Below are 15,740 nucleotides of genomic sequence, written 5' to 3'. Positions count from 1 at the left end.
TTTGTGAGTCGAGTCACACCCCTGTTTGTGGCCGACCTGTATATCGCACCCGCGATAAAAGGAATTTGACCTTATTAAGGTGGTGATCCATGAAGCAGTTCCCACGCCTCGCCTTGGCGTCCTCGATCCTGGCCCTGCTCCTGGCGGGCTGTGATTCCTCCAGCGATTCCATCGCCGAGGTGAACGGCAAGCCCGTCACCCAGGCGCAGTTCGACGCCTTCCTCAAGTTCAAGCGGGTTCCGGCGCAGAACGCCGAATGGGTCAGCCGCGAGCTGGACGAGTACCTGGAGCGCGAAGGCCTGGCCGGCCAGATCGAAGCCCAGGGCCTGCTCCCCGCCGAGCAGGTGGAGACCGAGGTGGCCGAGTTCCGCAAGCAGATGCTGATCAGCCGCTACTTCGAGGAGTTCCTCCGCGAGCGGGTGACCGACGAAGCGGTGCGCAACTTCTACGCCATCAACCCCGACCAGTTCCAGGCGCGCAAGGTGCACGTCGCCCATATCCTCCTGCGCACTAACCCCGGCATGAGCGAGAACGAGCGCCAGGCCCTGCTGAGCAAGGCCCAGGAAGTGCAGTCGCGGATCAACGCCGGCGAGGACTTCACCGCGCTGGCCGCCACCTTCTCCGAGGACCAGCTGTCCGCCAAGCAGGGCGGTGACCTTGGCTGGCTGCAGGAAGGCGCCATCGACCCGGCGTTCAGCGGCAAGGTATTCGCCATGAAGCCTGGCGAGCTGTCCGAGCCCGTGGTCACTCCCTTCGGCTTCCACGTGATCAAGGTGATCGAAGGGCCGCAGGTGGTGAAGCAGCCGTTCGAAGCGGTCAGTGGCGACATCCGCTATCGCCTGCGCCAGGAGGCCAAGCAGGCCGAACTGGAGCGCCTGGCCAAGGCGGCGAAGATCGATCGCAAGACGCCCCCGGCCCCTGCCGAGGGCACTGCCGCCAAGGAAGGCGAAGACCGTGCCGCGGGTTGAGTGGACGCTGGGTTGCCTGCTGGCGGCGCTGCTGCTGGCCGGCTGCCGTGACGACGACGGTGCCGAGGCCCTGGCGCAGGTACCGGTCGAGCCGTCGGCGACCCTGGTCACGGTGGACGAAAGCCCTATCACCCGGGCCCAGCTGGAGCTGACCGTCGAGCGCACCCTGGGCGAGTCGGCACCGCTGTTCGCCAACGACGAAGTGGAACGCAAGATCCTCGACAGCCTGGTGGCCAGCCGCGCCATGGCCCTGCTCGCCGAGCGCGAACTGGATGCCGGCGAGCGCGCCCAGCTGGACCTCAAGGCCCAGGCCTACCGCGAAGAACTGCTGGTGCGCCACTACCTGGAGCAGCACGCCACGCCGGAGCCGGTGACCAGCGAGCAGGTGGCCGACTACTACCAGCGCCACCCCGAGGAATTCGGCGGCGGCGTGGAAAAGAGCTTCGAAATCATCACCAGCGACCAGGAGCTGGATGAAACCCAGCGCGCCGAACTCATCGCACTGCTCAGCGGTGCCGAGGTGCAGGGCAACGACTGGCAGAAGCGGGTGGCCGCCTGGCGCGCCGCCGGCAAGCCGCTGGAATACCGCAGCAACCGCATCAAGCCCGAACTGCTGGAGCAGCCCCTGCGCAGCCTGGTGGAACCCACCGCGGCAGGCAGCATCGCGCCGCTCTATGTGGACGGCCAGATGTTGCTGGTGCGGGTAACGGCCGAGGAGCGCCTGCCGGCCAGGCCTTTGTCGGAAGTGAGTGGCGAGATACGCGAGAAACTGGCGCCGCAGGCCCTCAAACAGGCGGTGAAAAGCCTGAGTGAAGAGGCGACGCGCCAGGTGAAGGTGCAATACAGCTCGCGCTAGATGAGCCGATTGCGAAGAGCCGGCCGATAGGTGCCGGCATAGGGAAACGGCAGGGCAGCCTGTACAACAGTGGACGGACGAACTATGGGGATGCTGGGGGGGCAGGGCAAGCGGTGCCAGCTGCTGGCGGGGCTGGCATGGCTCCTTTTGACCAGTGGCGGCCTGGCGCAGGCGGCCGAGTCCTGTCGCGCCCTGTTCACCGGTGGCCTGCAGACCCATGGCGCCGGCGGCGTCGTCTTCCAGTGGGGCGGCACGCTGCAAGGCAACCCTAGCCAATTGATCGACACCCCCCGCGTACAGAACCCCTGGGGCGCCCCCAGCTGCGGCAGCCGCGACTGCCAGGCCAGCGGCCTGGAGGCCGCCGGCTTCGCCGGCCTGACCCTGCCCGCCATCAAGGGCGAGCATGACCTCAACCTGGGCTATCTCGGCGTGGGCGAAGCGGGCGGCGGCGAACTCAACCGCTACCGCACCGTCAACGTCGACGCCGGCGGCACCCTGACCTTCAACGCCCGCCACCAGGCCTACTACATCCAGCGCCTGAGCATCGGTTATGGCGCCAAGGTCACCCTGGCCCCCGGCCGCTACTGGATCGGCCAGCTGGACATGGCCTCCAATAGCCAGCTGCTGGTCGCCGGCGGCAACGCCCGGATCATGCTCGGCTCATCGCTGAACCTGCCCTACCAGGCCAGCGTCAACGGCGAGGGCAGTGCCGAAGCGTTGCAACTCTTCGTTCGCGGCAACCTGAACCTGGAGTCGTCCGCCACCGTCGGCGCCCTGGCCTATGTGGAAGGGGATTTCCGTGGGGCCTTCGCCTCGCGCCTGCGCGGCGGCCTCAACGCCCGCAACGCCGTGGTGGACACCGCCGCGCGCATCGAAACGCGCATGGACGCCATCGCCACCCTGGGCTGGAACACCCAATGCAGCGAGCGCCGCGACCTGGATGGCGACGGCGTGCTCGACCTGTTCGATGAGGATACCGACGGCGACGGCTACGACGACGAAGCCGAGCGCCTGGCGGGCAGCGACCCGCGCAATGGTCAGAGCGTGCCCCAGGTGACGCCGCCCACCACCCAGCCGAGCCAGTGCACCGCGGCCTTCGCCAAGGGCCTGCAAAGCCATACCGCTGGCGGCCGCATCAGCTTCGGGCTCAACGCCCAGCTGCGTGATGGCGTTTCCGCCTACCTGCCGGCGAGCCGGGTCGACAGCAGCTTCGCTTCCCTGGCCCGCAGCTGCGGCACCCAGGATTGCCAGCCCAGCTACACGCCTGCCCCCGTGCCACAACTGCCGGCCTTCCTCAAGACCGGCTCCAGCTTCAACCAGGACCTGGGCTACGGCGCCACGCAGGTGATGGACGGCAGCCGCACCGAGTGGCGCCGGCTGAATGTCGCCGGCATGGCCACGGCACGCTTCACCAAGCCGGGCGCGTATCGCCTGCGGGAACTGGAAGTGGGCTACCGCGGCACCCTAGAGCTGTCCGCCGGTGACTACTGGATCGAGAAACTCACCCTGGCCAGCGAGGCGCGCATCGTCCCGCGCGGTGCCGGCACCGTGCGTCTGCACGTGGCACAGAACCTCGAACTGCCTTGGCAGGCCCGTCTCAATGCCGAGGCCTCCGGCCAGGCCCGTGATCCCTCGCAGCTGGTGGTGCTGGCCGAAGGCAACGTCGTGCTGGGCTCCAACACCACGGTGGCCGGCTTCGTCTACGCCCGTGGCAACCTGACCCAGCAGTACGCCTCCCAGCTCACCGGTGGCGCCGTGGCGGCGAACCTGAGCCTGGAAACCCAGGCCCAGGCGCGCCAGGATCTGGCCGCGCTGGGCAAGGTCGATTTCGGCCTGCTCTGCGACCTGGATGGCGACGGCATCGGTGACAACCTCGACCCGGACCGCGACGGCGACGGCATCTCCAACGATTACGAGATCCAACTCGGCTACAACCCGGACGACAAGAACAGCACCCCGCCGGACATGGACAAGGACGGCATCCCGGACGCCCTGGACGACGACCGCGATGGCGACGGCGTACCCAATGCCCAGGACGCCTTCCCGGACGATCCCAAGGAAAGCAGCGACCTCGACGGTGACCAGATCGGCGACAACGCCGACACCGATCGCGATGGCGATGGTGTGTCCAACGACATCGAAATCCAGCTGGGCTTCGACCCCAACGACAAGAACAGCACACCGCCGGACCTGGACAAGGACGGCATTCCGGATGCCCTGGACGATGACCGCGATGGTGACGGCGTGCCCAACGCCCAGGACGCCTTCCCGGACGATCCCAAGGAAAGCAGCGACCTCGACGGCGACAAGATCGGCGATAACGCCGACCTGGATCGCGATGGCGACGGCATCTCCAACGACTACGAAACCCAACTGGGCTTCGACCCCAACGACAAGAACAGCACCCCGCCGGATATGGACCGCGACGGCATCCCCGACGCGCTGGATTACGACCGCGATGGCGACGGTGTAGAGAACGACAAGGACGCCTTCCCGGACGACCCCACGGAAAGCAGCGACCTCGATGGCGACAAGATCGGCGACAACGCCGATACCGACCGCGACGGTGACGGTGTTGCCAACGACATCGAAATCCAGCTCGGCTTCGACCCCAACGACAAGAACAGCACGCCGCCGGACCTGGACAAGGACGGCATTCCGGATGCGCTGGACGACGACCGTGACGGTGACGGTGTGCCCAACGCCCAGGACGCCTTCCCGGATGACCCGGCTGAAAGCAGCGACCTCGACGGCGACAAGATCGGCGACAACGCCGATACCGACCGCGACGGCGACGGCATCTCCAACGACTACGAAACCCAGCTCGGCTTCGACCCCAATGACAAGACCAGCACCCCGCCGGACCTGGACAAGGACGGCATCCCGGATGCGCTGGACGACGATCGCGATGGCGACGGTGTGCCCAATGCCCAGGACGTGTTCCCGGATGACCCGGCTGAAAGCAGCGACCTCGATGGCGACAAGATCGGCGACAACGCCGATACCGACCGCGATGGCGACGGCATCTCCAACGACTACGAAACCCAGTTGGGCTTCGACCCCAATGACAAGACCAGCACGCCGCCGGACCTGGACAAGGACGGCATCCCGGATGCGCTGGACGATGACCGCGACGGCGACGGCGTACCCAATGCCCAGGACGCCTTCCCGGATGACCCGGCTGAAAGCAGCGACCTCGACGGCGACAAGATCGGTGACAACGCGGACACCGACCGCGATGGCGACGGCATTTCCAACGACTACGAAACCCAGTTGGGCTTCGACCCCAACGACAAGACCAGCACCCCGCCGGACCTGGACAAGGACGGCATCCCGGATGCCCTGGACGACGACCGCGACGGCGATGGTGTGCCCAACGCCCAGGACGTGTTCCCGGACGACCCCACCGAGAGCAGCGACCTCGACGGCGACAAGATCGGTGACAACGCGGACACCGACCGCGACGGTGATGGCATCTCCAACGACTACGAAACCCAACTGGGCTTCGACCCCAATGACAAGACCAGCACGCCGCCGGATATGGACAAGGACGGCATCCCCGACGCCCTGGACAACGACCGTGATGGCGATGGTGTTCTGAACCCTGACGACGCCTTCCCGGACGATCCCACCGAGAGCAGTGACCTCGACGGCGACAAGATCGGCGACAACGCCGACACCGACCGCGATGGCGACGGCATTGCCAACGACATTGAAATCCAGCTCGGCTTCGACCCGAACGACAAGAACAGCACCCCGCCGGACCTCGATAAGGACGGCATCCCGGATGCGCTGGACGATGACCGCGACGGCGACGGTGTGCCCAACGCCCAGGACGCCTTCCCGGATGATCCCACCGAGAGCAGCGACCTCGACGGCGACAAGATCGGCGACAACGCCGACCCGGATCGCGACGGCGACGGCATTGCCAACGACATCGAAATCCAGCTCGGCTTCGACCCGAACGACAAGAACAGCACGCCGTCGGACCTGGATAAGGACGGCATCCCGGATGCGCTGGACGACGACCGTGATGGCGACGGCGTACCCAACGCCCAGGATGCCTTCCCGGACGATCCCACCGAGAGCAGCGACCTGGACGGCGACAAGATCGGCGACAACGCCGACCTGGATCGCGATGGCGACGGCATCTCCAACGACTACGAAACGCAGTTGGGCTTCGACCCCAACGACAAGACCAGCACGCCGCCGGACCTGGACAAGGACGGCATCCCGGATGCCCTGGACGACGACCGCGACGGCGACGGCGTGCCCAACGCCCAGGACGTCTTCCCGGACGACCCCACCGAGAGCAGCGACCTCGACGGCGACAAGATCGGCGACAACGCCGATACCGACCGCGATGGCGACGGCATCTCCAACGACTACGAAACCCAGCTTGGCTTCGATCCCAATGACAAGACCAGCGCGCCGCCGGACCTGGACAAGGACGGCATCCCGGATGCGCTGGACGACGACCGTGACGGCGACGGCGTGCCCAACGCCCAGGACGCGTTCCCGGACGACTCCACGGAAAGCAGCGACCTCGACGGCGACAAGATCGGCGACAACGCCGACACCGACCGCGACGGCGACGGCATCTCCAACGACTACGAAACCCAGCTCGGCTTCGATCCCAATGACAAGACCAGCACGCCGCCGGACCTGGACAAGGACGGCATCCCGGATGCGCTGGACGACGACCGTGACGGCGACGGCGTGCCCAATGCCCAGGACGCGTTCCCGGATGACCCCACCGAGAGCAGCGACCTCGACGGCGACAAGATCGGCGACAACTCGGACCCGGATCGCGACGGCGATGGCGTCAGCAACGACGACGAAGTGGCCGCCGGCACCAATCCGAACGACCCCACCAGCTTCCCGGACCGCCAGCCGCCGGTCGTGGCCATCGAGGGCCCTGAGGTCATCAGCGTCAACGAAGACAGCGTCACCCTGCGCGGCAGCGCCAATGACAGCGGCTCCGGCATGGCGCGGCTGGAGTTCACCTCCGACCGCTTCCCCGGCACCCGCTTCGCCGTGACCCTGCAAGGCAGCCAGTGGACCGCTAGCGTACCGGTGCTGGAAGGCACCAACCGGCTGACCCTGACCGCCTTCGACAAGGCCGGCAACCAGGCGAGCCTGGCGCGCACGGTGGAGCGCCAGCCGCTGGCCAGCGACATCGCCCTGACTGTGGACTACCCGCTGCCGGGCGCCACGGTGAAGGACGCCAACCTGGTGGTGCGCGGCCAACTGCGCAGCGACAAGGCCGCCCAGCGCATGGAAGTCCTGGTCAACGGCGTGCCGGCCAGCCTGTCGGCCACCGGCCAGGTCACGCTGTTCGGCTTCCAGTCCACGCCCATCACCCTGCAGTCGGGCTCCAACACCCTGACCATCCAGGCCTGGGTGGACCAGCGCAGCATCCAGCGCAGCCTGGTGGTGACTTACCAGCCGCCCCAGGCCAGCTTCAAGCCGCCGCGCTTCGACAACCTCTCGCCCGCCAATGGCAGCCTGCTGCCGGGCAACGGCTTCATGCTCGCCGGCCAGGTGTTCGCCGAGGCCGGCCTGGAGCGCATCAGCGTCGGCGGCCGCAACCTGGCCCTGCGCGAGCCGGGCGTCCAGCTGCATGACCTGAAAGAGGCACTGAACGTACCGGTGGGGCAGAGCAGCTACTCTGTCGAACTGCTGGCCCGCGACCGCAGCGGCCAGGAGACCCGCCAGACCCTCAGCTGGACGCTGGACCAGGTGCCGCCGCAGATCACCCTCGACCAGCCCCTGGTGGAGCTGCCGGCGAAGAACCGCGTCAGCGAGCAGCCCTATCCCCTCAAGGGCACCCTGCGCGAAACCAACCTGTCGAGCTTCCAGATCAACGGCAACGACGTGACCCTGGAGCCCGGTGCCCAGGCCGGCGAGTTCCGCTTCGCCAGCCGCATCGCGCTGCCCATCGGCCAGCCGGTGAGCGTGACCCTGGAAGCCCGCGACCAGGCCGGTAACCAGCTGCGCCACGAGTACAGCCTGGAGCTCTCGGCCCAGGCGGCCATCAGCTGGGTCATCCCCACGGAGGGCACCGAACTGCTCAACCTGGGCGAACCGGTCTCCCTGCAGGTGGCGGCGCGCATCGAGGACCTCAGCGGCTTGCTGGCGCCTCGGGCCATGCTGCTGGCGGCCAATGGCGACCTGATCGCCGATGCCCCGCTGACCGGCGACACCACGCTGAAGAGCGCCACGCTGCAGATCCCGCCGCAGAGCGGCCAGTACCAGCTGCTGGCGGTTCTCCAGGGCGCAAATGGCCAAGTGGTGGCGCAGAGTGCGCGGACCATCACCCTGGTCACCCCGCAGCAGGTGCCGGTGGCCCTGGAGCGCGTCGAGCCGGCGAACAACGCCCGTTTCGTCGAGCCCAACGGCTTCATCAGCCTCTACTTCAACCAGGCCATCGACCTCGCCAAGCTGGAGCTCGATGTCCACCAGACTGCCCACGGCATGTCCTACGTCGACCTCGACGGCCTGGGCACCAGTGCGCTCAAGGCCCAGGGCTACCAACTGGTGCGGGTGGACTTCGACCATCAGAACGTGGTCGGCGCCCTCTCCGAGCTGCCGGGCAGCCAGGTGATCGCCTTCTATCCGGAGAAGGACCTGGCCTATGACGCCGAGGTATCGGTGGAAGTGCGCTACGACGGCCAGGAACTGGAACGCCTGCGCTACCGCACCCGTGCACTGCCGACCTTCATCTCCGGCGTGGTGCTGGATCAGCTGCAGGAGCCTGTGGCCAACATCGAAGTGCGCCTGGAGGAGCTGAACCGCAGCGTGCGCACCAACCGCGACGGCGCCTTCAACTTCGGCTTCGGCGACACCGCCGAGCAGACCATCCCCGGTGGCCAGTACCGGCTGCTGCTCAACCCGGGCTCGGGCAACCGTGGCTACGGCGCCGACAGCCGCGCTGTCACCGTCCAGGGCGGCCAGCGCAACGACTTCGGCCAGATGCAGCTGGCGCAGCTCAACACCACGCTGCCCTATGTGCCAGTGAAGGGCGGCAGCCAGCTGAGCCTGCTGGAGGGCGAGCTCAAGCTCGACCTCAGTGGCGCGCGCCTGCAGTTCCCCGATGGCCGCCAGGAGGGTGACCTGCACGCGCAGATGCTGCAGTTCAGCGAGCTGCCGTACCCGGTCGAACCGCTGGCGATGCCCTACTGGATGTATGCGCTGCAACCCGCCGGGGTCAGCGTCCAGGGCTCCATCGGCGTCGACCTCGCCGCCCTGCGCCTGGGCAACACCCTCGACTACCTGCCGCCGGACGGCTCCTACGTGGTGATGGTGGGCCTGGATCGCCAGGCCGCGAGCATCGTTCCGGTGGGCGTCGGCCTGATCGGCAACGGCCGCATCCGCAGCCAGGGTGTGCTGGCCCAGGACAACCTCGACCTCTTCGGCTTCGCCCTGGCCGGCCTCGAAGCGCAACCCGCGCTCAAGGCCTATGCCAACGGCGAGCTCAACCTGCGCCAGCTGCAGGCCGAACTCTATCGCTTGAATAAAGGCCGCTGAGGCGGCCAAGGGAATCTCTGACAGATGGATATGTTGGTCATGCCTTCCGTATCGAAACGCCGCAGTCGCGCATGGCTGGGCTTGGCTCTGGGTGCAATGCTGGCCGGTTGGGCGGCGACGGCCCAGGCGTTCTTTAGCCTGGGGTTGATTCCTGGTATCTACGTCCCGCAGACCTATTACAAGTTTGGTGCTGTCTACACTCGCGCTATTGTGCTCAGCCCCAACGGCAAGCCCATCTGGGTGGAGTACGGCAGCGACGGCAAGGAAGCTCGCGAAATAGGCGAAGCCACCGGCCCGCTGGAGCAGGCCCAGGTGATGTCCGGCGATATCTATCGCGCCTACCTGCAGCGCCTCAAGGATGCCCGTGAGCGTTATCCAAAGAGCGAAGTGATGACGGCCGCCACCTACCGGGGCACGGCCTTCAAGACGGTGGACGGCAAGACCATCGACAAGCCCAACCTGAGCCCCAGCAGCCTGACCGTACTGGTGCGCGGCGAGAAGGAACGCTTCAGTACCAAGGGCGATGAACTGCTGCTGCTGCAGATGCCCATCGACAGCAATGTCACCCCGTCCTCCAGCAGCAAGGCCCTGCTGCTATCGAAGGAGGGGCAGATCCTCCACCAGGGCACCAACAGCATCGGCTTCCGCGCCGGCTTCTTCGGCAAGGACGGCAAGGTCGACGACAAGAACACCCGCGACCGCGACGCCAAGATCTACGGCCCGTTACCGGGTGTGGGCGTCACCCTGGGCAGCCATGTCACCGGCGGCTATGCCCTGACGGATGACGACGGCAAGTACAAGATGAACTACTTCCTGCCGCCTTGCCCCGGGTTCTTCTTCGAATACACCACCCCGGCCTACCTGGAGCTCTACTACAAGCGCTTCAACCCCCGGGGCAGCTCCAACATGCCCTACTACCTGACCCGGCCGGACTACGACACCTGCAACGGCATGGGCTTGTGGAGCCTGGACGCGGCGATGATCGTGCTGACCGCCGCGACGCCCATGAAACAGGCCATGGATTTCCCCATCGACCTGATGGTGCTGGACGGTTCCGCGCAGTTCGGCGAGGGCGTGAAGCTTGGCGACAAGACCGCTTACAGCGACAAGACCGGAAAGCGCGACCACTATCTGCAGGAAAAATACGACTTCGACGGCGACGAGAAGCCGGACTGGGTAGTACCTGGCAAGAAGGTGACCAAGGAGATTGAAGGCAAGCAGAAAGAGGTCTTCGTCAAGACTCCCTTAGAGGAGGCGGAGCTGCAAGGCGTCTATCTGTCTAGTCGTTTCGATGCGGTACCGGCGAATACGGAGGAAACAGGGCCCGACTTCACACGTTTGATCGATGTCGCTCCCGATATGGAGAACCGTGGCCTGCTGGAAAGCATCAGCAAGGACGACCTGAAGGACACGGATATCTACGTGTTCCGCGAATCCAACGGCCAGCTCGTGGCCGAGCGGCGCGGGCTGCACGAGGACGAGCTGTACAAGAACTACTCGGGTGTCGACGAGAAGTCCGGCAGCTTCCGCTACACCATCCAGCTGCGCGGCTCGAAGGAAAATTACCTCGCAATGTCCGGCCGTACCGGCGAAGCGGCCTTCAGCAAATGGCAAAGCGCCGGCGGCTTCAAGGAAGAGTTCCAGAAGCGCGCGGCCAACCACCTCAAGGCCGGCGAGACGGTACGCATCATCGCCATTAACCGTCCTACCGGTTATATCGGTAGCGTCAAGGTCAAGCTCGAGTCCGCTGTGGCCAGCGGCAATCTGCTGAACTTCGCCGATCAGCGCATCGAGCTGGCGCCGCCGAACCTCAAGGTCTGGGCTGAACGCAAGAACAAGATCGAAAAGGGCATGACCAAGGGCGAGCTGAAGAAGCAGCTCATCGGCAACGAAGGGGCCGCCCTTGGTAACGATGTCAGCATCGCCATCTACACGGATTGGCGCGATGCTGACGGTGCAGCGCTGCCGGAAGAGCTGGCTGACTATGGTTACACCGGTCGTTTGGCGAAGATCGTAGCTGCTAACCAGCTCGCTCCAGTGGGGGCGAATAGTCTTTCTCAGTTCAAGATCAAGCCTGGTCAACAAGTACAGGTGATTCAACTACCAGAAAAAGTTCTGGCCAAACAGCATCTGTACTTGCAAGTGACTGGTCAGCCACAGAGCCGTAATCCGGATTTTTCTTCGAAGGGGGCGGCGAATGGCATTCTTAAATATCGCCCTACACGTTATGTGCCAGTTCGTGTCCCCCTATTTGATGAAGAGTCCAGTGAACTAGCACGACAAGCCTATCGTAAGGCGGATAAAGAACGTCCCGAGTTAAAGCTTAAGGCGCCACAACCCATTTACACATGGAAGTATAGGCCTGAGCTGCAGTTCAGTTTGTACGATCTGAATGTAAAGGCAATTCGTCGAGAAGCGATTGCTGGCCAGACTGAACTCTTGGGTATGGACACACCCTCTATTTCACCTTCTGATAGAAAATTATCGATCATCTTCGATTTCATTAAATCTGAATTTTCTGAGCTAGGGTTATGGTCGGGTGAGAAAAAATTCATTTTCGATCTGGGTGGGCGTGAAGTTGCTGTCAATTTTGGTAAGAGTGGGGAGGTGTCATTTGATGATCTTTCATTTATTTCTGGGCTGGATGTAGATGACTATTTGAGCTTGCGCTTACTCTCAAATAATGATGCGGGAAATATACTATGGGAATGGTCGGTTAATTCGACACTAGATTTGTATCCTGGTAGCTACACAGTGTCCGCAGCGAGTTCTGAGAAAGAGTTGGTGGGCATAGCATTCCTTACCGAAAAAGAGATGGATGAAGGTAAGGATTTGAAGTTTCAATGGGTTGCCTCGAATGGCGGGAAATTTGATGCGGCAGTTACCAAATCAAGCTCTGGACTTGCCAGCAATAAGCTTCGAACCAGTCACAAGGCAGGTGATCGTTATGATGTCACTCTGCGAGTGATCGAGTCTGACTACCCAAATATCGAAGTTGGCTCTGAAAGGAAGTTTGGGCCCTATATCGTCGAGCCGGCTGAGCCTGCTCGAATAGAAATAACCACCAGTAAGCAAAGGGTGCTTGCAAGTGGTGTGGATACCGTAAGAGTCACGGCAAAAATTTGGGACGAGTACGGAAACCCGGTGAGGGATGGTACAAACGTCAACTGGTTGGTTGGTTATAGTGGCGAGCTCTCGGAAGATCAGCCGCTCACAGTCGGAGGGCAGGTCACTGCAGTATATACGGCCGGAACTGAAGTGACGCCTACTGATATACGTGTATTTGCCGGTGCTGCGGAGGCAATGGCCACTATCCAAAAAGAAGAGTTTAAATACTCAGTGGCGCAGTCCAATCCGGTAATTGATTACGATTCGGGGCAAAGCTCAACCATCACAGTCACCGCTACACGGGCCCCAGAAAAACCGGTGCCAATCTATTGGAATACTACAAGAGGCAATATTTCTGGCTCAACTGAGCTTTCCGGGACGACTGCCAGTGCCGTGGTACATGCCGCTCCTGAGCCAGGTGAAGGCGATGTAACGGTTTCGCTTGCTGGCCTCAATAAAACACTCACCGTTCTACACAAGAAGCAGGAAGGTAGCTTCGGGGTTGTGCTTGAGCAACCAACATTATCAGCCGGCAACTCGGCGGTGGTTGAGCAGCTTTATGGTGGTACCACGTCCTATCAACTGCCTCAGAGCACCAAAGGGACAGTATATGGGCCGGCTAATGCTGAAGTCATGGTTATGGCTGGTAGCTTCTATGCACCCAATACGAGAGATATCCTTCATCTTTCAATGGTCGAGATTGAAAATAGTGATGTCGGTGGAGTGCAAAAGAAGGTCATACGCTCTATTGATGGAAAGTATCAGGCAGTGCTTAATTCGGTCGATGCCGATATAGATGAAAGCCAGTCTTATACTATGCCTGGGGCCAGCTTGCGGCTTGGTAGCGGAAGCTTCTCTATTCCGAGTTCTCCTGAATTAGAAGCGAGCAATAATTTCTTCTTCAATATCCGCTTTCGTCCCGGAGCAGCCCTAGCCGGCAGCTCAGATGAAATAATTTTGGGGGAAAAAGCCACATCCAGTGGCAATGCTGCATTCTCGATGAAACTCAGGCCTGAAGAGGGGGGGTACCGACTAGTCGCTGAGGTAGCTACTCTTGGCAGGAAGTACCAAATAGCTTCTGCAAATTTAGTTACAGCAGAACAATGGACTCTAGCTGGAATTCGGTACTCGGCAGGGACGCTGCAGCTGGATGTCAACGGTGAAACACAGTCAATAACTGCTAACGGCGCCGTAGTTGCGCAGGGAGTAGGTGGGGGCTTCACATTTGGTAAGGGGTTTATTGGCCATTTAGACGATATCAAGTATGGCGATGAATCAGCAGGTGCAGGTACAAGTCGAGTTATTGAATTCGCTAATGGAGAGACAAGTCAGCGTATCAAACTGGATCAAAATGGCATTGGCCATATCTCGATAAAATTAGCCAGTAGTTTCAATGCCCAATTCATGCGGGTCGGACTTTCGGTGGTCGAGGTTTCGGATAGCGGGACGGCAAGCTTACCTCGAAAAGACCTGCGAGTGATGAATGATTTTGCTAGCCGTCTTTCTGGCTTAGCGACTGACGCAGCATTTGCAGACTCAATTGATAGAGTTAATAGGCATGAAAGTGGGGTTGCCGTCGTTGAACCCTCGGTTTTTGCACAAACGATCGATTATCTAAAAAGCAACGGTGGGCAGGTATACGACTTTGTAGTGGGAGCTGGGAAATTACTCTATCAAGTAAGCGGCCTGTCAGATGCTTATACCATTGGTCATGCCATTTACTTGGCGTTTAATGGCCGTTGGGATGAAGTCGATAAAATGGAGCTTGTGTTTTCTGTCGTAAGTTTATCACTCACAATTATTACCGTGGCGTTGACAGGTGGTGCTGGTGCTGCAGGGATTGGCCCATTGCGGGCAAGTCTGGCCTTTTTGAAAGCGTTGCTAAAAGAGATGGTCATGGACCCTGTTGTTTTGTTAAAAGCAGGGGGGACGCTGTTTAAGCATACTGCGCGAATTATGGTGGACTTCTTTAGTGGCCCTGGTGGCAGGGCGAAGGTTATGGCGGAGTTGAAAGAGGTACAGTTGGCATTGGGTGAAATGTTGAGCAGTACAGGGAAGAAACTCATCCAGCTTTTCATGACCACCGTACGTAGTGTTCGCGATCTGAAGAGTTTCCTGCGGCTTTTAGCGACTTCGAGAAAGCTCAAAGAAATTCAGTGCCCCATTGCTATGCTGGATGCGGATAGGGAACGCAGGTTAATTGCCAGGATTACCTCGCCTCTCACGCTACTGCTGGGCGGCGGGGTAGCTGAAGCAGCACCGCCAGTTAGTGCCTTGTGTGGAAGTAGGTTAATTGACAAGCTTGCTGAAGCGAAAGTGTCAATAGCCAATGAAGAGATTGCTTCACGGTATTTTGATGATATAACACAAATTATTGATAATCTTGTTAACACCAAAGGGATTTTGTCTATATCAGAGTCCAGTCTTTTAGCTATAAAAGAGCTAAGCGCTGCTGGGCATGGAGGCGCAATTAAAAATATTTTGGAAGCTATGAGGGATGGCCGTTTGAAGCCCCACTCGAAAGGCGCAAATGCTATCGATAATATGAGTGAGGCTGCGGTTATTTCAGGGAAGGTAGAGGATTTTTCTAATTTTGATTACTTGGTTGATTTGATGAAGTACTCCAGGGATGTTTTGGTGAAAGCAAATCCAGCGACTGCGGATAAAGAGCTGGCTGCTATGCTTAAACATTTTAATCCTGTGGGCGCCAATCAGCTAATTACCGCTTTCCAGTACAAGCGACTTGTTGGCGAAATGTATGCGTTGAAAAGTATAGAGAAGCTACATGAAGGTAAAAATCTAACGCTCGTGAAGATTAATGACCGAATTGCTGATAGTGAATTTGGTAGGAATGGTAAAGAAGGCGTAGATAGCTTATTCCGCTCGGCAGATGGCAAATTTGAAGTACTCGGTGAGACAAAGAACGCTAGTAAGTCGGCTGATTCTGCGGAATTTGTTTCTCGTCTGGATAATCAGTTTGTGAAGCATCTGCAAGAGAATTTCCTGAAGCGGATAGGCCCGGAGGCCAAAGCAGGTGATTGCAATTGGAAGGGCGGGGTTACACCGTTCCTTCAATATGTAATGCTGGGGAGCTTCATTAAGAGTCAGGCAGATGTTGATAATATTAAGAGTCGGTTTCAAAAAATACTGGCAGGTGATAAAAGCCTTTCGCCACTTTCAAAGTGTTTGGGAGTTAAAGGAAACAGTGTTGGCGACCTTGATAAGGTTCTAGGTATTCATTGGGATCCTGTATTTGTTGAGAATTTTATCAACTAATT

The 15,740-nt window shown here is 60.8% G+C and carries 4 protein-coding genes; all 4 read left to right on the top strand.

The features are described 5' to 3' along the window. The first annotated feature begins 89 nt into the window (after window positions 1-89). Window positions 90-968: a peptidylprolyl isomerase gene (locus ACXI0U_RS22990; protein WP_479550880.1), complete on the top strand. Its 879-nt coding sequence runs from the start codon at window positions 90-92 to the stop codon at window positions 966-968. After that, complete coding sequence (locus ACXI0U_RS22985; RefSeq protein ID WP_374979369.1) at window positions 955-1,824, top strand: peptidyl-prolyl cis-trans isomerase; 870 nt, start codon at window positions 955-957, stop codon at window positions 1,822-1,824. The genes ACXI0U_RS22990 and ACXI0U_RS22985 overlap by 14 nt, the downstream gene beginning before the upstream one ends. A gap of 147 nt (window positions 1,825-1,971) precedes the next feature. Beyond that, on the top strand, window positions 1,972-9,354 hold the full coding sequence (locus ACXI0U_RS22980; protein WP_479550879.1) for a hypothetical protein: 7,383 nt from the start codon (window positions 1,972-1,974) through the stop codon (window positions 9,352-9,354). 24 nt (window positions 9,355-9,378) lie between these two features. Then, the gene (locus tag ACXI0U_RS22975; protein ID WP_479550878.1) at window positions 9,379-15,738 is read left to right on the top strand and encodes a hypothetical protein; all 6,360 of its coding nucleotides are present in this window, start codon (window positions 9,379-9,381) and stop codon (window positions 15,736-15,738) included. Window positions 15,739-15,740 lie beyond the last annotated feature (2 nt).

The organism is Pseudomonas sp. C9D1, from assembly GCF_056491235.1.
The sequence above is the reverse complement of the archived record's forward strand: the minus strand, read 5'-3'. Positions and strand labels throughout refer to the sequence as shown.